Source organism: Bacillus thuringiensis, assembly GCF_022095615.2.
Classification (GTDB): Bacteria; Bacillota; Bacilli; order Bacillales; family Bacillaceae_G; genus Bacillus_A; species Bacillus_A cereus_AG.
Map to the genome: position 1 here is coordinate 279,922 of NZ_CP155560.1, position 20,855 is coordinate 300,776.

A 20,855-nucleotide genomic window follows, 5' to 3' on the forward strand; every position below is an offset into this window, starting at 1 on the left:
TCCACCTTAAAGCTACAATGAAAACTTTCATTTTATCTTCTTCAATCACCTCATCACCTTGAATACACCCATGATAAACTATGAAAGTTAGGAAACACCCCGTAAAATCCTTAAGATTTCTTAAGTTTTTATAAAAAAAAGCTTATGGAAACTATAATTCCATAAGCCATTCTATTTAATTGGATGTTCAACAATGAAGGACATCCAGCCGTCTTTATATTCTGCATATATATTACCATGATGAAGTTCAACAATTCTTTTTGAGATAGCAAGCCCAAGACCATTTCCCTGGTCATCTTTTCTTGCCTTGTCCCCCCTAAAAAACCTTTCAAACAATTTATTTGGATCGCTAACAGGCGGTTTCTCGACTTTATTTGATACTTTCAAAATTGCTTTGTTATCCATTAATTCAAGACATACAGATAATTCAGATGGTTTCATGCTGTACTTTATCGCATTCATAAACAGATTTTCATATACACGTACCATTTTTTCAATATCCATGAAAATAGGTATTGTTTCTTCCGTGATTGATTTTTGAACGCTTAAACTTTCTTTTTCGAATATAGGAATGTATTCTCCAACTATTTGCTCCAACAAACCTGATAAATCGACTTCATTAAAGTTTAAATTAGCATCTATACCTGATAAACGGGTGTATTCAAACAGTTCATCAATCAAATATTTCAGTCTCTGTGATTTTAAATAAGTGGTTTCAAGGTATTCTTGTAATTGTATTTTACTGTTATATTGCCCTCTTTTTAATAGATCTATATAGCCAATAATAGATGTTAACGGTGTGCGTAAGTCATGAGATACATTGGTTATAAGTTCATTTTTTGTACGTTCTAATCGTCTTTCCTGTTCAAATGTATTTTCCAATTTCTTGGACATATAATTGATATTTTGAGCAAGTTGGGTTAATTCGTCCTTCCCGTTAATCCCAATAGTTAAACCCAGTTTTCCATTGGCAATATCATTCACATTATCAGAAATGAGCTTCAAATATGCTATTTTCTTTCGAACCAATATCAAAAAAATTATTATAAAGTTAAAGATTGCGAACGTGAATAAGAACAACATTGCGAATCTGAATTCAAACATGCCAAAATCTTCGTGTTTTATAAAAAATGGATCTATGACGTATTGCAAAATAAGGATTGTTAAACCAAATGAAACAAAAAAACTAACTGCAACAGCACCAAGAAGTTTTATAATTATCCTATTTCTAAAACTAACATTCTTCATATTTTATAACCAATTCCCCAAATAGTTTTAATGTAAATGGGATGTTTAGAATCCTCTTCAATTTTGTCTCTTATTTTTGTAATATGCACCATGACGGTATTGTCTGATTTATAAAAAACCTCTTTCCAAACTGCTTCATATATTTTTGCTACACTCAGGACAATCCCTTTGTTACGGACAAGTAGTTCGAGAATATCAAACTCTTTTGGAGTTAGCCTAGTTTCTTTTCCCCTTACCCATACTTGACGAGTATCGGAATTCACGGTTAAGTCACCAATTTCTAGAATGCTTTTATTATGTTCTATTGACGTGTTGTATTTTTTAAACCTTCTTAATTGAGATTTTACCCTAGCGATTAATTCCAATGGGTTAAACGGCTTTGATAAATAATCGTCTGCACCAGAGGCTAGACCCTGAATTTTGTCTATATCCTCAGATTTTGCAGATAGCATAATGATAGGCATATTACGATCTTCCCTAATCTTCATACAAGCTTCAATACCATCCATATTCGGCATCATAATATCTAAAATAATAAGATCAAATTCCTTTTCTTCTAACAGTTGTAAAGCTTCCAAAGCATCTTCTGCCTTTTGAGTTTTCAGACCTTCATTTTCCAAATAAACAGAGATTAGATTTCTAATCTCCTTATCATCATCAATAATAAGAATTTTTGACTCCATATTATTCCTCCACATTTTTTCTCGTATTGAACAATTAAAGACATAAACAGGTGAAACATTTCTAACTTCTCTATAATCTAAACTTGCAAACGTACGACAAAAAATAACTAAATTGATATTGGTCCCCTAATATCTTGTTCAATTTTTACCGTTGATCCATATACAATTAATAATTCTCCTTCTTCTTTAAATTTTGTTTTTAGCAAAAAATAAAATAATAATCTTGAGATTGCTTTTATTAATTAATTTTTCCATGATTGCACCTGTACTTGGACCATATTTGACAATTTAACGTATTCCCCGAAAGAATTCTCCTTCCTCAAGCGTGTGAAGGGCGTAGCCCAACGATAAGTGGGAGATGAATTTCGGTTTGGCATAGCCAAAAACTTTTGATAAACTAGCTATATGGAGTTCTTTGATAACTTGATATAGAAGATTGCAGGAAGAAAATAGAGTGCGAAAACCAAGCCATTCGGTTCCTGCGTAAAATATCAACCGTACCAATAGAGCATCCATGTGTTGGCCATCTAGGGGTGGAACACCCCTAAGTAACGCTCAGGGAGACGAAAGGTTACTTTCGTCGTGGAACTGAGAAACTCCCACTTCAAGCTTGCTAAGTGGCGAGTAGTTCACTTTACTCTCTTCAAATTAATTCCTTCAATCATTTTGTCTCCAAGATACTTTGAGTTTAAAAGGGCTGCACCAACTGATTTCCAGTTCATTATATTTAGAAATATGAAAACAGATTTTTTCACTCTTAATACCCACTGCTTAGAATCCATAAGCATACTCTAGAGTCCAAACCTTAAAAAAAAAGGGTAAAAGTTCTTAAGAATTCTTAAGCTTTCTAAAGCATTTTATCATAAGAATATATGGCCAATCTTAAAATGTTCACTATTCGCTAATCATCACAACAGTATTTATCAACAAATTTTGAAAATATAGTTAATAAAAATTAATAAATAAAAGCCCTCCTTGTTTTGGAGGGCTTTTATTTATTATAAATGATTCTTTAAATGGTAGGCCTAATATTTTATTGTATCGGTCCTAATAATCCCATAATATCTTCTGCCTTTTGGTTTTCGATGCTATAGTAAATTTCTAATCCCTGACGATTCCCTCTTAGAACCTTCCCTCTCATTTTAGATAAGTGTTGGGAAACTGTTGATTGTGGAATGTTTAAAATTTCGGTCATTTGGGTTACATTTAGTGTTTTATGTTTTGAAAGCTCATTGATCAGTTTTAAACGCATTGGGTGTGCCATAAGTTTTAAAAGCTCTACATCCTCTTCTAAAATCGTGTTCTCTACATGCTGATTCGCAAATCTTGTCATAGTATCCGCTCTCCCTTATTTGTTTACTTCTATTGTAGCGAAACTTCCGTATTACATAATATTAGTATGTTTGAATGTTTGTTATAAATGATATTAAATAAATTATACAATTTTACTTTGTGGTAGTAGTGTAGTTAATGTGTGGTTTGTATGAAGTTTTAAATTGTGGCAGTTTGCAATATGGTCTCTTTATTGCTGATGCCCCTCATGAACTTAGAACACCACTTACAAATATATTATTACGGGGTACAGCAAATCGACCTAATCAGCTATATAACGTTCTAAATATTATGTACGGTGACTCAAAACGCATCATAAAGTTAGTAGAAGATGTATTGTTTCTTGCATAAATGAATCGTGAATATAGACTACATGTATCGGAAACTAATTTAACTAAACTCATCCGGCAGATGCAGAAACTGTTAAGTGCTTTAAGCGGACATCGACACATATCATATGATCTAATATTATCAATAAGCAGTTAATAGACTGGGTGTGTAATACTTGTGCTTACAAAGTGAGAATAATGATTTCTGAAATTGTATTGTCTACCGAATTGGCTTTAATACCATACAAATCAGAGTATCTAAATGAGACCTCTTTCCATTTCCTTGTGTTATGGTGTATTCCCATAGTTTGCAAATCCATAAAAATAGATTACCTGCACACTAAAAAGTATAGCGCACAGGTAATCTATTTATTATTGAGATTTATAAAAAACTAATTTATTTTTTGAATTCTTCCATCAATAATAGCCTGAATTGGTTCTTTTGATTTTTTTATATAATCTACTAATGCTTCAAAATCAGTTGGTCCTGTTTCAGCATCTTTCCCGTTTTTAAAGGACACAAATCCATCTCCGCCTGAAGCTAGAAATGCGTTCGCAACGACGCTGTAAGTTTTAGAAGGAATAACTTCTTCTCCATTTGTTAAGCGAATATTTGTTACTTTTTCTCCATTAGGCTTGTTCGCATCCCAAGTGTATTGGATTCCTGAAATTTGAAGCATTCTTGTTATGTCTTTTTGCCATTGTTGATTTAAAATATCACGAATGTCTTGACCCGTTAAATTTACTTTTATTAATTGATTTCCGAATGGTTGAATACCATATATCTCTCCCCATGTAATATCACCTGCATCTAAGTCATTACGAATACCACCAGGATTCATAAGAGCAATTTGGGATTGCATTGTTGCACGCTGAGCATCAGCAACTAAATTTCCGAGGGTAGATTCACCAGCTGTATTTAGTTTGCGATCTAGTGGAGCAATAGACTTACCTACTACTTCATTGACCAGAGGTGCGATTTTTTCTTGATATTTTTCCATCTTCTTCTTTATTTTTTTATCAGGCTCTATGCCTTCATGGTAAGTTGTAACAATTTCTGCTTTTTTCTCAACAATATCTTTTGTCTTACGATCAATCTTTACATCAACATCAGCAAAAGCCATACCATAAGAATTTGCTTGTACAACAAGTTTATTATTAACAGTCCCATTTACATAAGTGTGGCTATGTCCTCCAAAAATAACATCGACTTCTGGATCAGTCTCATTTGCTAATCGGACGATATCACCATTTGTTACGCCATTTCCATCTGTTGTCCCCCCGTTATGTGCAAGAACAACGATAGATTTAACTCCTAGTTTTTTTAATTGCTTTACGGATTTGTTGATGGCTTCAACTTCATCTGTAATTTCTACATTCTTTAGCATAGTAGGCATAACAAGGTTAGGAACATCTGTTGTTACGACTCCGATAAATCCAACAGGAACTCCTTGTACCTTTTTTATAGTAAATGGTGGTAAAAATAGACGACCAGTGGATTTATTATAAAAATTTGCGGCAACATATGGGAATTTTGCTCCTTTAAAATTACCTGTTTTCTCATGATATCCACCATAAATAAGACGGTTCATTTCTTCAACGCCTTCATCAAATTCATGATTTCCGATGGTTCCAACATCGAATTTCAAATCATTTAGAAATTCAATCGTAGGTTCATCTTGTAATAATGCTGAAACAGGAGTACTTGCTCCAACAACATCTCCAGCATGTACCTTTAATGTATTTGGATTTTGTTTTTCACGATCACGTAAATAAGCTCCTAAGTACTCGATTCCCCCTGCATCTTTATTGTTAATTTTTTTTACAGTGTCTAGTTGCCCATGAAAATCGTTAATACCGAGCATTTGTACATCTATGTAGCGATTTGAATCTGTACTTGCTTGCGCTGAAGGCGCAGCAAATGCACTTGAAAAAGTAATTGTACTTATTGCTAAAGCAACTGGAATAATTTTTTTCAACATAAAATTTCCTCTCCCCTAATTAAAATCTGACATAATACGTTGTTATTTTAATATATTAGTAGAATTTTTTCTATAAAAAATTCTACTAATTACAAAAATTAATAATATTTTATTGTTTTCAGACAAAAGGTTCCTTCCTCAAGAAACGTGTAGTTAATACGTGGGAGATACATTGGCTTCGGACAAGTGATGAAATGAAGACATTTTAGTTGTTAGCCATACAATGGGGTACCTGCCCTTTCTCATCAACCTAAGAAAACAGATGTGGGATACTTCAAAATATTATATTAGCTTGATGTACATGAATTCTACGCTCTCATATACTTGGATTAAAATCATAACAACCAGCAAAAAAAGATTGCTGTAATAGGGGTACAGCCACATGCCCATCAAGCTAATATTTTAAAGTATCCCCTAAACGAAATTTTTCCTCTTCTACATGTAGTTATCTTATCGTAAGCATTGATGACATGTGATTCGAAAACGGAAGACAACATAAACTAACCAAAGATTACATACGTAAAAAGGATTACTGTTGTTAAACAAACGACCTGATTAATTAACATAATCCTTCTTATAAGAAGGACAAAAAAGCTAGTATTCTACTAGCTTTTTTGTACATAAATAAATATTGGATATAAGAATTTGATTACATTTCCATGAATTTTGTTCTTAAAAATTGTTTATGACTTCAATTTTATTTCATAATGGGATAGTTTTTTCCCTGGATAATCCTTATTATAAGCAAATTGGAACCCGAGTGTCTCCAATACCTTTTTTGATTTATCATTTGTAATTTTAATTCTCCCAATTAGTTTTTTAATTTCCATCGAGTTAGCAGCATACTGTATAGATGCTTTTGCAGCTTCTGTTGCATAACCACTTCCCCAAGATGCAGGATCTAAAAGGTACATAATTTCAACTTCCTCTTCTTTTTGATCTACATATCTTAAGCCACAATGTCCTATAATTTCCCCAGTACATTTATTTAATAGTGCCCATATACCAAAGCCATATAGATTCCAATGATCTACGAATTTTTCAACATATATTTTTGCTTCTTCTTTTGTCATCCCTCTAGATGCTGCAAGCCATTTACCGACTGTATTTTGTTTTACGATGTTATAAATATCATCAATATCTTCTAAACGTACTTTTCTCATATAAAGCCGGTCTGTTGTAATTGTTTTTTCGTCTATTTTAACATTCATATAACTCGCCCCTTTAGACAGTAATAAATAGTTCTTTCTAAGCCTATTATATTTTCCCGTTTTTTTCCATGACACCCATTACTTATACCTTTTCTATAGTCTATTAAATAGCGGTGCACAACACTTCTCCATCAAATTAAAATAATTTTATATCCATATCTAATTTAAATTAGTTGCTTCTTTATTTTCGGAGATATGTTGAAATGATATAGTGCCCCCTACAAGTGATAATTTGGTGTTTTACCTCCTTTCAATCTAATTCAAGTATATTTCTTATTATGATTTCTAGCTTTTTGCAAATAAAAAAGCCCTATTGTATATGGGGTCACACGACCGAAAAAAGAAAATTTTACGTTAAGGTATAATTTTACATATTATTAAATGATAAAAACACAGAGAGTATGATTTTCCCTGTGTTTTTATTGCTTCTTTATTCTATTTTTTCTTGATGTCCGTAAATTTTCAAAATTAACTTTTTGATTTAAATTCCAAATATAATCCGCTGTAAGTGCGATATGTTCTCAGCCTAATGGAGAGATGTACTGAATATATTCCCTTGGAATATGAATGCCATTATTCCGCGATGTTTCAATTGCGAAAATGAGTAGTTGAAGTCCGCTTGCACAGTGTAATCTATTTTTGAACCTGTTCAAAAATATACTGTTGCATTTTATGGGCAAGCTCAATTGCACTTCTATCCTTATCACCTTTTAAAGTCCAGTTTATGTGTACCATAGCATTAGCAGTGTACAATTGAGCCAGATAGTCAATAGAGGCACTAGAATCGCTTAGTTTTTCGTTCAAGTAAGAAAGACAAGTTTGGTATAAAATTGTCTCCAATTCAACACGTAAATCTGCAAAAGGGACATGTACATTTAACAGTGTAGCAATCTCTGTCTTATTTGCAGCAATTTGGTCCATAATCATCTCAAGTACTTGAGCAACATTGCCTTGATTCCCAGACTTAAAGCGTAATTTTATTTCATTTTTTAAAAAAACGGCATATTTATTTACTATTTTCTCCATCAAATCATACTTATCTACAAAGTGACTATAAAAAGTGGATTTGCTAATTAACGAACGGCTACAAATTTCTTTTATTGTAATTTGATTGAAATCTTTTTCATTCAAGAGGAGAATTAGTGCTTCTGAAATATTTTTTTAGTCTTGTATATTCGAACGTCCTCTTCCATAAAATCAATCCCCCTTAAAAAGAAGCTTTTCGAACCATTAGAATACAAATTGTTCGATTTCCTACTTATTAAACTCTTTTGCTTATTGTTAGACAAGATAGATTCTATTACCATTGTTTTGTAATTAATAAGAGGAGGAATAAAATGTTTATAAACTATGTTAACAATGAGCAATTTAATTTGCAAATCAATCGTTTCTTAAATGACTTCTATCAGGAGGATGAAAGGGCAAACAGTGATTTAAAAGGTATTATTCCAAGACTAACCGATATAGAAAGCTGGTATGAAACTTGGCTAGAATATGCGATAAAGCGAGAAGAACAGTACCATTATGATCTTGCATCTGTCTACTATCAAGCTGCTGAATTTTATCTAACTCCATCAGATCCTAACAAAAATAGAATGTATCAAAAATATCGCGAGACCTTCTATAAAGGTTTTAGTGATTTTGACTATGAACCCTATCAAGTTCCATATGAGAATTCCTTACTTCCAGCAGTTAAATTAATTGAGCCTGGTGCCAATAAAACGTTACTGGTATTTGGTGGCTATGATTCCTATATGGAAGAAATGGTTAAGATGATGAATTTCATTAGAGGAATTGACTATAATATTATCGTCTTTGATGGTCCTGGGCAAGGGTCAGCATTAAAAAGTGGTTTGAAATTCATTCATAACTGGGAAAAACCAGTTGCTGCAATAATTGACTACTTTAAATTAAATCGTGTCAGCATTATGGGAGCTTCCTGGGGAGGCTATTTAGCAATGCGTGCTGCTGCATTTGAAAAAAGGATTGACAAAGTGATTGCATTTAATATTTTCTATAGCGGTCTTGATGCATTAAAAATTCGGATGCCGGATGACGTCTGGAATAGGCTGACTACCCTTTTGACTGCTAATAAAGCAGCTGATGTCAATGCAATGATTGAAAATATGATGGCTGGAATAAGTCAGTTTATTAATCAGGATGTATTGCTTCTGGCTGGAGAAGATGATCAGTATGTTCCAATCAGTCGTCTACCGCAAATCCAGCATGAACTGTGTAATGCAGCTTCAATTACTACGAAAGTCTTTACCAAAGAAACCGGTGGTGAACAACACTGTCAGGCTGGCCATCGAGACTTGGCTTTTAATGAAATGAAAAATTTTCTCAAATAGAGGTTACCCCCCGTGCCCATCAACCTAAGAATTAAGAATTACTCCAAAACGGGGTACCGTCAGGAAAATGCGGATTTACAACGCTAAGCTCATTTTTCTGACGATTACCCCCTATTTGAACAATGTTAAGACAATTTTAGTGGTCTTAGAGAATCTACCGAAACCATTTTTTCAGAATTAAAACGGTACTCTCCTAGTAAATTGATATGCTCCCATCCTAAAGGGGACATATGATGTAATAATTCTTCATTAATATCACCTGAATTTTTTTGATATTCAACTGCTTTGGTTAGGTGCAGGGTATTCCAGATACTGATGGCATTAATGATTATATTTAAGGCACTTGCTCTTTGCAATTGATGCTGTATGGTTCGTTCCCTAAGCTCACCTTGTTTTCCAAAGAAAATGGCTCTTGCCAATCCATTCATGGCTTCGCCTTTATTCAATCCTCTTTGTATTTTTCTTCTTAATGATTCATCCGATATGTAATTCAAAATAAAGATCGTTTTTTCTATTCGTCCCATCTCACGTAAGGCTGTAGCTAAGCTGTTTTGTCTTGAATATGAACCTAGTTTCCCAATAATAAGGGATGCTGAAACTGTTCCTTCCCTTATAGAATGAGCTAATCGCAAAACATCCCCATAATTTTCTTTAATGATCTTCGTATTTATTTGTCCACGTAAAATGGTTTCAAGTTTTGGATACTCATTTGCTTTATCTATTGTAAATAATTTTGAGTCTGATATATCTCTTATTCTTGGAGCAAATTTAAATCCTAATAAATGAGTCAATCCGAAAATTTGGTCCGTATAACCGGCCGTGTCTGTGTAATGCTCTTCTATGGATAAATCCGTCTCATGATGCAATAAACCATCCAACACATGAATCGCATCTCTTGAATTAGTATGAATTATCTTTGTGTAGTAGGAAGAAAATTGATCACTCGTAAATCGATAGATGGTGGCTCCTTTTCCAGTTCCGTAATGTGGATTTGCATCTGCATGTAGAGATGAAACCCCTAACTGCATTCTCATTCCATCCGATGAAGATGTTGTGCCATCTCCCCAATAAGAAGATAATTGTAATTTGTGATGAAAATTCACTAATACTGCTTGAGCTTTATTCATTGCGTCTTCATACATACGCCATTGAGACACATTGGCTAGTTGCTTATATGTAAGTCCTGGTGTGGCTTCGGCCATCTTACTTAATCCAATATTCATTCCCATTCCTAGAAGGGCAGCCATGATAATGATTGTTTCTTCCTTATCTGGTTTCCGACTATTAGAAGCATGAGTGAATTGCTCATGAAAGCCAGTTAGATGAGCAACATCCATAAGTAAATCAGTTAATTTTATTCTTGGTAGCATCTGATACAGGCATGCACTAAACTTTTTTGCTTCTTCTGGAACATCTTTTTCCAAGCGTGCAAGAGATAGCTTTCCTTTTTCAAAAGAAACTCCATCCAATTTGTTGAAATTGGTAGCGATCCACTTTAACCTTTCATTAAGACTGTTGTTTCTTTCTGTCATATAATCTTCGAATGTTAAACTAACTGATAATCTCGTATTCTCCTTTGTTTGATTCCATGTATCTTCTGAAAATAAATATTCCTCAAAATCTCTATATTGTCTACTACCAACAATAGAAACATCTCCTGCCCGAACATGCTCTCGAAGTTCTGTCAAAACAGCCATCTCATAGTAATGACGATTGATAGTTGTACCATCATCCTCGTATAAATGCTTTTTCCAACGTTTTGAAATAAAATCTACAGGTGATTCATCAGGTACTTTTCGCTTTCCGGATTCGTTCATTCCTCGGATAATCTCTACAGCTTGTAAAAGTGGCTCATTTGCCTTTGTAGAATGAAATTCCAATACTCTTAATAGCGTTGGCGTGTATTTCCTTAGTGAATAAAATCTTTTTTGAAGTAAATCTAAATAATCATAGTCGGCAGGACGTGCAAGCTCCTGAGCTTCTTCCACCGAAGAGACAAAAGAATTCCATTCAATAATGGATTCTAAAACCTCAAAGGCATCTAATTTTTCCTGTTTTGCTTTAATTAAGGCTTGTCCGATGTTCGTAAAGTGTATAATCTTCTCATTCAGCTTTTTACCGTTTTGTTTCTGAATTTCTTCTTGAGCCTTACGGCCTTTTGATAACAGACTGAGTATTTGTCTATCATGAATTTCAAAAGCTTTATCCGTTAACTCCTGAGTAAGATGTAATAAGTAGACAGTTAATATCGAATAACGTTTATTTTCTTGAAAGTCACGGAATGCATATGGCTCATATCTTGAACCTAAGCGAGATAGCTGTAACAAACGATTGCGATGCAAATGACTAATTTGTACCGTTTCTAATTCCATTCCCCGTATATATTCAAGTCGTTCTATTAATTTTAGAAATGTTTCAGGTGAAGGATGAGTCTGTGGTTCCTTTAACCATCCCAATATGGTTTTATTGGATTCGGATGGATACTGCGAAGTAATGATCTCTTCAAGCTTTTCTTTTTGCGTATTTGATAGAGATTGACTAACCGTATTAAATAGCTTCTTTTCAGCCATTGCTCTTGCTTCCCACACCATTCTTTCAAGTGTAGTGATAGCAGGCAGTATGATTTTATTTTTTCTTAGAAAATCTATGCATTTATGTAGTAGATGAATGGCATCACCATTTTCCAAAGCTAATTGATGAAGGTGTTTAAATGTCATTCGATATTCTTTTAGAGTAAAAGTTACAAAGTCGTATTCATTACGAATTTCTTTCAAATGATCCCAAAGTGTATTTTCTCTTTGAGGATAAAGACTAAGCGAAGATGGAGTAGAACCGATTTGTTTCGATATATAATATATGACTGAATCTGAGATGCTTTTGATATGAGTGTATGGCCAACCGGGATACCGAAGAATGGCTAATTGAACGGCGAACCCTAAACGGTTTTCTTCTCTTCTTCGTTTATTTATAATTTCTAAATCTCGTTTTGAAAAAGTGTAGTAGGTTCCTAGCACCCATTCATCTTCAGGGATTTGCATAAGAGACTGTCGCTGCTCTGGTGTAAGTAATTCTCTACCTCTCGCAATTTTCATATAGTATCATCTCATTTCTTCAATTATTCAGTTAATTAGTTCAATTATATATCAATAGAGTGTACTCTATTGATAGAATTTTGGCTCCTTGATATTATTAGCTTAATAGACTCTCAATAACACTTATCAAAATTATAGATTAAAAGAGGGATAAAAATGATTTATGGATATGCTCGAGTAAGTACACAAGATCAAAATCTAGATAGCCAGATTGATCAACTTACAAAATACGGAGTAGATGAACTTGTGGAAGAGAAAATAAGTGGCGTTTCTAAACAAAAGCCACTTTTAGATGAACTTCTTTCCAAGGTAGCTCCTAATGATACATTAGTTGTGACACGAATGGATCGTCTTGGTCGAAACACTATTCAGTTACTGCAGTTAGTTGAACAACTTAGAGAAAGAGATATACACTTTGTTATTTTAAACTTAGGAATAGATACCAGAACACCAACTGGTAAATTCTTTTTAACAGTAATGGCAGCCTTTAGTGAACTAGATCGAGAAATGATTAAAGAGAAGCAACGTTCAGGAATTAAATTGGCCAAGCAAAAGGGGAAATATCGAGGAAGAGTTAAAAAATATACAGATAAGCATCAAGGTATGAATCATGCCATTGAATTACGTAAAACTACCAATAAAACTGTAAAGGAGATATGTGCAATTACAGGAATCAGTCAGGCGGCATTTTATCGTAGGCTAAAGGAAATGGAAAAAGATAATGGATAACAATTTTAATATATTTAATTATTTTGCAACCAATTTACTTCCTCATTCGACTTTATTGTGTAACGGAGAGGAGAACCAAAATGGATATAGCAAAATTAGTGAAAAAAGCAAAAAAGGGTGATGATGAAGCATTTGAACAACTGATTGATTCTGTTCGACAAAAGCTGTATCGAACAGCCTATGCATATGTTAGAAATGAACAAGATACTCTTGATGTCTATCAAGAAACAATTTATACAGCCTATATTTCAATAAAGACATTAAAAAAGCCTGAACATTTTTCGAGTTGGATTACAAAAATTTTAGTTTTTAAATCGATTGATTTTATTCGGAAAGAGTCTCGCCATTTTACTACAGATAATGAGGAAATCTTTACTGAATTAATCGCTTCTGAAAATGTTGATTTTATCATGCATTCGATGGATTTATCAGAAGCATTTAAATTCTTAAATCCTACTGTTAAGACCATTATTTTGTTGAGGTATTATCACGATTTGTCCATTAAGGAAATTGCCACCATCATAAATTACCCGGAAGGAACCGTGAAATCACACTTAAATAGGGCGAAAAAAGAGTTAAGACCCATTTTAAAGGAGGGCTATCTTTATGAATAAAGACAAATTCAATCGATCCATCGACAACATAAATGTACCTGTTGAAAAGCTAATGGCTAGGGAGAAGGCGGCTATCTTTCAAGCCAAGAAAAAAAGAAAAGCCGAAAGAACCACAAAACGGTCAATCTTGGTTGCATGTGGGTTATGTCTATCTTTGCTTGGTTCTGGATTTGTTTCAACAGGCATGGCGGAAGCCTTATCAAATGTTCCCCTAATTGGTCCAATTTATAAAGATTTTAGAGACATTGCCTCAGATAAAATTGAACACGATCAACTTACGACAGTAATTGATAAACAAGATAGTAAAAACGGCTTAACAATGACTGTAAAAGAAGCAGCTTATGATGGAAACCGGTTAATCGTAACAGTTGTTTACACAGGTCAAAAAGAACTTTCGATGAAAGAAGAAAAGGCCGGATTTAGCTATATAACAATTAATGGACAACAAGAAATTAAACCAGCGATGGGTTCAATAGGGCAAGATGACGTAAACTCGAAAACAATAATTGAACATCATCAATTTACCTTTTCTAAGTATAATGAATATGGCGATAACATTGAGATTGAGGTCCATGGAAAAGATTTATTTGGCTATGAAGGTAAGTTGAAGGTGGCTTTCCCACTTGAAAAAATAAAAGGTGATGTATTTGAGTTTTATCCAGAAGTTACAACTCAAACGGTTGATGAAGTGTATACACTAACAGCCGACAAAGTAACATTCTCACCTTTATCAACAAGAATAGACCTAACGATTGATTACCCTGCCGAAATGGATAAAAACGATAGTTGGCCATGGTTTAATTTCTCTGTAGTCGATAATAATGGTCAGGTATATGATAAGCTAAAACTACAGGAAGGCATGGCTGTTGGGAACTATGGTCATCATATGGTACTGACATTGCCTCCAATGGATACCATACCAAAATCATTTACACTCAAGCCAAGTCGAACAAATAGTGAAGGATTTAGTAAAGAAATAAAGGAATTAGAATTAGTCGTTCCTTTAAATAAAATTAAATAATGACCTCGTTTGCTTTGTTTACTCATATCGCGGAAGTACCTTAAGCTAACGAACACGCGATAGTTGAATAATGGGTTTTATTAAAAAACGTCATGAAAGCCGGATTCCATAGCTATTGGAATCCGGCTTTTTCACATTAAATTTCCTTAACGTTGTAAATCCGCATTTTCCTGACGGTACCCCAAAACGAAAAAATGAGCTTTTTTGTTACAAGTTAGCAAAAAATTTAGTTCTGGGGGGATATATAAAATTTTAGCTTGATAGGTATGGGGTACCGCCACATCGCTATCAAGCTAAGAAAAGCAAATATCCCAAAACAAAAACCGAACTGAATTCTCATAGACAACTAACTGTGGAGAGATAAAATTTTTGTTTTGGGGGTACTCAAAATATTAGCTTGATCGGCATGTGGCGGTACCCTTAATAGAAGCTATACCTCTAATAAAAAAAGGACAAACTATTTAAGGTGAATAGTTTGTCCAAAATCATAATCTTTGTGGTTTAACAATATATAATTTAGATCCGCTAGGAATCTTTCATTTTCTTTTCATATCTCACTATTTTTACATCTAAACTAACAATAGTAAATTAAAATAATGATTTAATACTTGCTAGAACAGTAAGTATTCCTATAATGATTACAAATACATTACTCATTTTCCCTCTGTATTTTGCTAGTACTGGTACTTTACGAATCGCATACATCGGTAATAGACATAATATAGCAGCTACTAACGGACCGCTAAGGGCATCAATGATTCCAAGAATACTTGGATTTGTATAAGCAACATACCAGCATGTTAGTACAACAAAAGTAAGAATCATTGTCTTAACTGTTTTTTCTCCTATATCTTTCCCACGTTTTTTACCGGACTTGATAATCATGTCACGCATTACCTCATACGCTCCTATATAATGGCCAAGGAAAGATTTTGTAATAGCCACAAACGCAATGATAGGAGCTGCAATAGTGATTACTGGCGAATTAAGTTCATTAGCAAGATATGATAGGATTGACAAGTTCTGTTCTTTTGCCACTTTAAGATCATCTGGAGTCAAACTTAAAGTGCTGCTCCAAACAAAGAACATAACAACAACGAATGTCATGATATAACAAACTTTTTGTATTTGAGCACACTTGGCATCAGTAGCGTCTATTCCATACGTAGCTCTCTGTTTCATAACAAATGACGAAATCATAGGAGAATGATTAAACGAGAATACAATGATTGGTAGTATCATCCAAATCATACCGAAATATCCCATTCCAGTTGAAGCAGTAGAAACACTTGAAAAACTTAGCATTGAAGTATTCCATTGTGGAATTAAAGATATTGCAATAAAAAGTAGAGAAGCAATGAAAGGATATACTAACATGCTCATTATCTTTACAGTAATATCTTGACCAAAATTCAGTATAGTGATAAGACCGATTACTAATATAAGTGATAAAATGGCCCTTGGAGGCTCTGGCATATGTAATTGATGCACAATAAAACTACTTGCAGTATTTGTAAGTGCAACCGAATACATCAGCACGATTGTATAAATTGAGACGAAATATACGATGTTAAAAATAACACTTGCTTTATTACCGAAATACTCTCTTATTGTTCCTGTAATCCCCTCGTCGGCAGAATTCGAAGCGTATATCATTTTAGCAAGCGCCCTATGTGAGTAATACATAACAGGATATGCAAGTATGGTAATTATCAGCAATGATAATAAACCGCCTGAACCTGCATTAATAGGTAAGAAGAGTACTCCTGCTCCAATTGCTGTTCCAAATAGACTCAATGCCCATGTAGTATCTTGTTTATGCCACTTTTTAGGGTCTAGATATTTCTCATTTTTTCCTGTAATATTATCAGCTTGAAATTCTATGTTTTTTGCAGTATTCCCATTCATATAATAATTCCTCCTTATTTCTTATTTTTACGTCTTTATTTAAGGTATAGGAATATAGACCGTTCTTTAATAATGAATTGTTTATAAAGTGCGCCACATCGTATTTCTTTCTTCTAAGTTGATCAAAATCAAAAAATAACGAAGCATCAACCTGACGAGTTAGTTACCACTTACAAAATGTTTTAATCATTTAGTAGGATATATTATTGATAATTCCCCCAATATCCAGAAATCCTTAAGCGAACAATAGAAAAAAGATTGTTAACTATTTCACAATACAGACGATAACTGTTCATTAATTTGATTGTTTCTCCCCAAAGATTTTATTTTTAATGGCAATCCCTGTAGGTGTAGCCGCAATTCCACCTAAACCTGTCTCTCTTAATTCGCGAGGCATCTGTCTTCCAACTCTATACATCGCTTCAATAACTTCGTCAGCATTGATGATATTCTTTACGCCGGCTAATGCGATGTCCGCTGCTGCTAAAGCATTTGCCATTCCAATGGCGTTTCTCTTTACACAAGGAATTTCTACTAAACCAGCGACCGGATCACAAACTAAACCGAGTAAATTTTGTAATGCAATCGAAAAAGCTTCAGAAGATTGCTGTGGCGTTCCACCTGCAGCTTCTACCGCAGCTGCAGCCGCCATCGCTGAGGCACTGCCTACTTCAGCTTGACATCCTCCATACGCTCCTGAAATACAAGCGTTGTTTGCTACTATCGTTCCAAATAATGCTGATGTGAATAGAAAATGTATCATATCTTCATGACTTAACTGCAACGTATCTTTAATACTAAATAGTACTCCCGGAATCGTCCCACTCGCACCTGCTGTTGGCGTTGCACAAATAGCTCCTAATGCAGCATTTACTTCATTAACACCGATAGCACATTGAATCCCTAACACCATCAAGTCTCCAGAAAGAGTTTTCCTATTTTCTCGATAGTTTTTAATTTTAACAGCATCACCTCCAGTTAAACCGGTAGGAGAAAATACACCGTCGCCCTCGATACTTTTACTTATAGCATTTTGCATAGTCGCTAAATTTTGTTCCATTTTACTCCAAACTTCTTCATAAGAAGTTTTAGTTTGTTCAATTTCCTGTTCAATTGCTAATTCATAAATTGTCTTTTGACTTTTATTTGCTGCATCCACAATTTCTTTTATGGCCATATACATATTTTTTTCACTCCTTAATGTAACTAAAGAATAATAAGATTAGCTATATTGCTTAAATTCCCTAATTCCTTCTGAGCATTACCAGGCAATAACGAATCCAAAGCGAATGCATATAAATATTTGGTTTTATCTTTCAAACTATGAAAGTTGTTAATTTCAACATCATATTGTTTAAAGATTCTGCGTAAGACAAATTCAAAGTCAGCTCTTTCTGAAATCGCAATAACAACTGGCAATGGCCCCTGCAGATCTAAACTAAATCCGTCAATTTCAACATATTTTATTTCAATTAATCCACCGCCAACAGAAATACCCATTGTTCTAATACTTCGACTTCCATCCTCTAAATATATATCTGCCGTATTTGGATGATTAGCAGGACTATCACCTGCTTTTTCAATAAAGGTAATGTCGATTCCTTTAGATTCTGCTATATTAATAGCATCTGGCACTTTGCTGTCATCAGCTGCAAATCCTAATATCCCAGCAATAATCGCAAAATCAGTTCCATGTCCTTTATGGGTTTCAGCAAATGATTCATAATACCTAACCACGACTTTTTTTGGAAGACATTGAAATAATTTATTTGCAACTGTACCAATTGCCAAAGCCCCTGCAGTATGTGAACTCGAAGGACCTATCATTACTGGACCAATCACGTCAAAACAACTTTTATATTTAACAACCTTTTTTTCTTTAATAGATGCTACATTTATGTTCATATAAGCACCCCCATAATTTATGATTTTTAATTGCAGTTGAATCTTAGTTATTAGAATAATTAATTCAAAATACGACAGTGTTGATAGCGCTTTCTTTTATGTTGTATAAATTTCTTTTCTGATTACACATTATTTATAGAGTAATCGTATCAGTATGTTCAATTTAAGAAAATTACTTGTAAGGCTTTTAGAATTTTTGTACCAATACTAGAATTGATATTTTATCTAGAGGTAATAAACTATCTGTCGACGCCCTCATTATAACTTGTATATTTATGAGTTCAATGTTTTTTTATTTTTAGAAAGATTGAATAAACAGAATATTGAATGGGTAATAAATTACACTCAGCATGTTGCAATTATGTCCTTTGTTTGAAGCTGTATTAGTTAATAGAAAAGCAAAAATAACACAGCGTTCCTTTCATTAACACTTTGATTATATTGGAAAATCCTTATAAAGATATTTATATAGTCCTTTGTTGGAACATCTTATTTTGGACGTGAAAGCTGTTGCATTAAATGATCCACGTAGTTAGAAAGGAATACATGAATGAAATATAAAACAACTTACGTATATTAATTATGAATTATGTATTAATAATTATTATCAGAAAAGAGGAACTTCTTTTGTGGATCTAAACATAAAGTAATATTTTAGCAGTATTCATTACTTTAAATCTAATTTATTTCTCTTTTGAACTACCCCCACTTTCACTTCGTTTAGAAGTGAAAGTGGGGGTAGTTCAAGATTTCACAATACCTATCTACTTAGAATAAGATAATATTCATCTTAAGAACATGTTCTTCTCAAGATGCTCTACACATTTATCGTTAAATATAGATTTTTTAAAAAACATATTTACTCAATGAACTCATATACTCTTATAAGTGTTATAAGCGTTAAGGAGCGCTCTGGTCAAGCACTCCTTAACGCTTAATAAGTAACGATTTTGCATATAATGGAACTTCTAAATATAAAAAATATGACTCCTACTCATAAACGTTTACGTATAGCCAAATGCTAGATGGTAAGTAAAAATGCTTATTTATATTTTATTTCTTCACTTTGAAATAATCTAATCCTTTGGAATATCACAATATCCCGAAGCACTCTTCTTACCTCATTTGGTGATATTATTATTCATTACCCAGTTACTCTTTTATAATATTAGAAATACTTTCTTCTAATAATTCAAATCCATTACTTAAGCCTTCTATATCAATTGTTAAAGAAGGTAACAACTTAATTACTTCATCTTTAGGCCCAGACGTTTCAATAATCAAACCATTTTCAAATGCAACTGAGCAAATCTTTTTAGCTATTCCAAAAGTATTACAAGCTATTCCCTGCATAAAGCCTCTCCCTCGCACTGCCCCTTGAAGTTGTGGGTAGTTTATACTAATTTTATTAAGAAAACTAGTGATTTTTTCACTTTTCCATTTTAAATCATTAATAAACTCTATATCTTGCCAATAACTCAAAGCTTCTGTAGCTGCTAAAAATGCTAGATTATTCCCTCGAAACGTTCCATTATGTTCTCCTGGTTCCCACTTATCATATTCTGGTTTAATTAGTGTAATAGCCATCGGAAGGCCAATGCCACTTATAGATTTTGACAAACAAATTATGTCTGGTTTAATGTTCGCAGGTTCAAAACTAAAAAATGTACCCGTACGTCCGCACCCTGCTTGAATATCATCAACAATCAATAATATATTATATTTTTTACACAGTCTGTCAATTCCCTTTAACCATTGGGAGCTAGCTGTATTTAAACCACCCTCACCTTGAACTGTTTCTAGAATAATTGCAGCAGGTAAATCCACTCCACTTCCACTATCGCCTAATACTTTTTCTAAATATGATAAAGAATTAAGAGAATCTAAATAATTTTCATACGGCATGATAATACTATTATTTAGTGGTACTCCAGCACCCTTTCTCTTAAAATGATTACTCGTTATCGAAAGTGATCCTAAACTCATTCCATGAAAAGCATTAGAAAAACTTATGATATTTGTTCTTCCAGTCACTTTTCGAGCAATTTTCAGTGCACTTTCAACAGAATTTGTACCTGTTGGACCAGGAAACATAATTTTATAGTCTAAATCACGTGGTTCCAAAATAATTTTGTTAAATTGCTTTAAAAAATTCGCTTTAGCACTTGTTCCCATATCAAGACTATGAATGATACCATCTTCTATAAGATAATCTATTAATACCTGTTTCATTTTTTCATCATTATGTCCATAATTAAGAGCCCCAGCACCTGAGAAAAAGTCAATATACTCTTTTCCATCTACATCCCATAATTTATATCCTTTAGACTTAGTAAAGATTGTTGGAAAGCTTCTACTATAACTTCGTACTTGGGATTCCAGTTCATTAAATATATCCATTTTTGAACTAACTACCATATAAGAGCTCCTCCTAATTTTTCGTTTTTACT

At 33.5% G+C, this 20,855-nt stretch carries 15 protein-coding genes and 2 pseudogenes; 5 read left to right on the top strand and 12 right to left on the bottom strand.

Features of this window, described 5'->3' with window-relative positions:
• Positions 1-171 precede the first annotated feature (171 nt).
• The 3 genes from KZZ19_RS28185 to KZZ19_RS28195 all read right to left on the bottom strand — a co-directional run bounded on the left by KZZ19_RS28185 (position 172) and on the right by KZZ19_RS28195 (position 3,264).
• A complete protein-coding gene (locus KZZ19_RS28185) occupies positions 172-1,248 on the bottom strand; it encodes a HAMP domain-containing sensor histidine kinase (RefSeq protein ID WP_219919326.1) in 1,077 nt (358 codons plus the stop codon).
• On the bottom strand, positions 1,245-1,931 hold the full coding sequence (locus KZZ19_RS28190; protein WP_226546360.1) for a response regulator transcription factor: 687 nt from the start codon (positions 1,929-1,931) through the stop codon (positions 1,245-1,247). Before KZZ19_RS28190 ends, KZZ19_RS28185 begins: the two co-directional genes overlap by 4 nt.
• A gap of 1,033 nt (positions 1,932-2,964) precedes the next feature.
• Entirely contained in the window at positions 2,965-3,264 is a 300-nt protein-coding gene (locus KZZ19_RS28195; RefSeq protein ID WP_226546359.1) for an ArsR/SmtB family transcription factor, read from the bottom strand.
• 137 nt (positions 3,265-3,401) lie between these two features.
• Between KZZ19_RS28195 and KZZ19_RS28200 the strand changes: the two genes are divergently transcribed.
• Positions 3,402-3,614, top strand: coding sequence for a histidine kinase dimerization/phospho-acceptor domain-containing protein (locus tag KZZ19_RS28200; protein WP_237982503.1), 213 nt, complete (start codon positions 3,402-3,404; stop codon positions 3,612-3,614).
• A 370-nt stretch (positions 3,615-3,984) separates the two neighbouring features.
• Here KZZ19_RS28200 and KZZ19_RS28205 read toward each other — a convergent pair whose 3' ends face one another.
• The 4 genes and pseudogenes from KZZ19_RS28205 to KZZ19_RS28220 form a co-directional block, all read right to left on the bottom strand.
• On the bottom strand, positions 3,985-5,574 hold the full coding sequence (locus tag KZZ19_RS28205) for a bifunctional metallophosphatase/5'-nucleotidase (RefSeq protein WP_237982504.1): 1,590 nt from the start codon (positions 5,572-5,574) through the stop codon (positions 3,985-3,987).
• 683 nt (positions 5,575-6,257) lie between these two features.
• A complete protein-coding gene (locus KZZ19_RS28210; protein ID WP_226546354.1) occupies positions 6,258-6,785 on the bottom strand; it encodes a GNAT family N-acetyltransferase in 528 nt (175 codons plus the stop codon).
• 419 nt (positions 6,786-7,204) lie between these two features.
• A pseudogene (locus KZZ19_RS28215) lies at positions 7,205-7,447 on the bottom strand (hypothetical protein); the annotation flags it as partial.
• A pseudogene (locus KZZ19_RS28220) lies at positions 7,419-7,978 on the bottom strand (TetR/AcrR family transcriptional regulator). The pseudogenes KZZ19_RS28220 and KZZ19_RS28215, both read right to left, overlap by 29 nt.
• A gap of 144 nt (positions 7,979-8,122) precedes the next feature.
• On the opposite strand from KZZ19_RS28220, the gene KZZ19_RS28225 reads away from it, so the two are divergent.
• Positions 8,123-9,136 carry an alpha/beta fold hydrolase gene (locus KZZ19_RS28225; protein WP_237982505.1) on the top strand — a complete coding sequence of 338 codons (1,014 nt, stop codon included), beginning with the start codon at positions 8,123-8,125 and terminating at the stop codon, positions 9,134-9,136.
• Between the two features lie 125 nt (positions 9,137-9,261).
• Here the strand turns inward: KZZ19_RS28225 and KZZ19_RS28230 are convergent, their stop codons facing one another.
• A complete protein-coding gene (locus tag KZZ19_RS28230; RefSeq protein ID WP_237982506.1) occupies positions 9,262-12,228 on the bottom strand; it encodes a Tn3 family transposase in 2,967 nt (988 codons plus the stop codon).
• A gap of 156 nt (positions 12,229-12,384) precedes the next feature.
• On the opposite strand from KZZ19_RS28230, the gene KZZ19_RS28235 reads away from it, so the two are divergent.
• From KZZ19_RS28235 to KZZ19_RS28245, 3 genes are all read left to right on the top strand, one after another.
• Positions 12,385-12,957, top strand: a complete 573-nt coding sequence (locus KZZ19_RS28235; protein WP_097815844.1) for a recombinase family protein — start codon at positions 12,385-12,387, stop codon at positions 12,955-12,957.
• An 80-nt stretch (positions 12,958-13,037) separates the two neighbouring features.
• Complete coding sequence (locus tag KZZ19_RS28240) at positions 13,038-13,571, top strand: sigma-70 family RNA polymerase sigma factor (protein WP_237982507.1); 534 nt, start codon at positions 13,038-13,040, stop codon at positions 13,569-13,571.
• Complete coding sequence (locus tag KZZ19_RS28245; RefSeq protein WP_237982508.1) at positions 13,564-14,592, top strand: DUF4179 domain-containing protein; 1,029 nt, start codon at positions 13,564-13,566, stop codon at positions 14,590-14,592. The genes KZZ19_RS28240 and KZZ19_RS28245 overlap by 8 nt, the downstream gene beginning before the upstream one ends.
• Before the next feature lie 588 nt (positions 14,593-15,180).
• On the opposite strand, the gene KZZ19_RS28250 is transcribed toward KZZ19_RS28245, so the two are convergent.
• The 4 genes from KZZ19_RS28250 to ectB form a co-directional block, all read right to left on the bottom strand.
• Positions 15,181-16,500: an aromatic amino acid transport family protein gene (locus KZZ19_RS28250; RefSeq protein ID WP_237982509.1), complete on the bottom strand. Its 1,320-nt coding sequence runs from the start codon at positions 16,498-16,500 to the stop codon at positions 15,181-15,183.
• Positions 16,501-16,795: 295 nt separating this feature from the next.
• The gene (sdaAA, locus tag KZZ19_RS28255; RefSeq protein ID WP_237982510.1) at positions 16,796-17,683 is read right to left on the bottom strand and encodes an L-serine ammonia-lyase, iron-sulfur-dependent, subunit alpha; all 888 of its coding nucleotides are present in this window, start codon (positions 17,681-17,683) and stop codon (positions 16,796-16,798) included.
• Between the two features lie 23 nt (positions 17,684-17,706).
• A complete protein-coding gene (sdaAB, locus tag KZZ19_RS28260; RefSeq protein ID WP_237982511.1) occupies positions 17,707-18,405 on the bottom strand; it encodes an L-serine ammonia-lyase, iron-sulfur-dependent subunit beta in 699 nt (232 codons plus the stop codon).
• A gap of 1,152 nt (positions 18,406-19,557) precedes the next feature.
• On the bottom strand, positions 19,558-20,823 hold the full coding sequence (ectB, locus tag KZZ19_RS28265) for a diaminobutyrate--2-oxoglutarate transaminase (protein ID WP_237982512.1): 1,266 nt from the start codon (positions 20,821-20,823) through the stop codon (positions 19,558-19,560).
• Positions 20,824-20,855 lie beyond the last annotated feature (32 nt).

Excerpts from the sequence above, each read along its gene's own strand:
- KZZ19_RS28185 (WP_219919326.1), bottom strand. The coding sequence starts at position 1,248 with ATGAAGAATGTTAGTTTTAGAAATAGGATAATTATAAAACTTCTTGGT.
- KZZ19_RS28190 (WP_226546360.1), bottom strand. The coding sequence starts at position 1,931 with ATGGAGTCAAAAATTCTTATTATTGATGATGATAAGGAGATTAGAAAT.
- KZZ19_RS28195 (WP_226546359.1), bottom strand. The coding sequence starts at position 3,264 with ATGACAAGATTTGCGAATCAGCATGTAGAGAACACGATTTTAGAAGAG.
- KZZ19_RS28200 (WP_237982503.1), top strand. The coding sequence starts at position 3,402 with ATGTGTGGTTTGTATGAAGTTTTAAATTGTGGCAGTTTGCAATATGGT.
- KZZ19_RS28205 (WP_237982504.1), bottom strand. The coding sequence starts at position 5,574 with ATGTTGAAAAAAATTATTCCAGTTGCTTTAGCAATAAGTACAATTACT.
- KZZ19_RS28210 (WP_226546354.1), bottom strand. The coding sequence starts at position 6,785 with ATGAATGTTAAAATAGACGAAAAAACAATTACAACAGACCGGCTTTAT.
- KZZ19_RS28225 (WP_237982505.1), top strand. The coding sequence starts at position 8,123 with ATGTTTATAAACTATGTTAACAATGAGCAATTTAATTTGCAAATCAAT.
- KZZ19_RS28230 (WP_237982506.1), bottom strand. The coding sequence starts at position 12,228 with ATGAAAATTGCGAGAGGTAGAGAATTACTTACACCAGAGCAGCGACAG.
- KZZ19_RS28235 (WP_097815844.1), top strand. The coding sequence starts at position 12,385 with ATGATTTATGGATATGCTCGAGTAAGTACACAAGATCAAAATCTAGAT.
- KZZ19_RS28240 (WP_237982507.1), top strand. The coding sequence starts at position 13,038 with ATGGATATAGCAAAATTAGTGAAAAAAGCAAAAAAGGGTGATGATGAA.
- KZZ19_RS28245 (WP_237982508.1), top strand. The coding sequence starts at position 13,564 with ATGAATAAAGACAAATTCAATCGATCCATCGACAACATAAATGTACCT.
- KZZ19_RS28250 (WP_237982509.1), bottom strand. The coding sequence starts at position 16,500 with ATGAATGGGAATACTGCAAAAAACATAGAATTTCAAGCTGATAATATT.
- sdaAA (WP_237982510.1), bottom strand. The coding sequence starts at position 17,683 with ATGTATATGGCCATAAAAGAAATTGTGGATGCAGCAAATAAAAGTCAA.
- sdaAB (WP_237982511.1), bottom strand. The coding sequence starts at position 18,405 with ATGAACATAAATGTAGCATCTATTAAAGAAAAAAAGGTTGTTAAATAT.
- ectB (WP_237982512.1), bottom strand. The coding sequence starts at position 20,823 with ATGGTAGTTAGTTCAAAAATGGATATATTTAATGAACTGGAATCCCAA.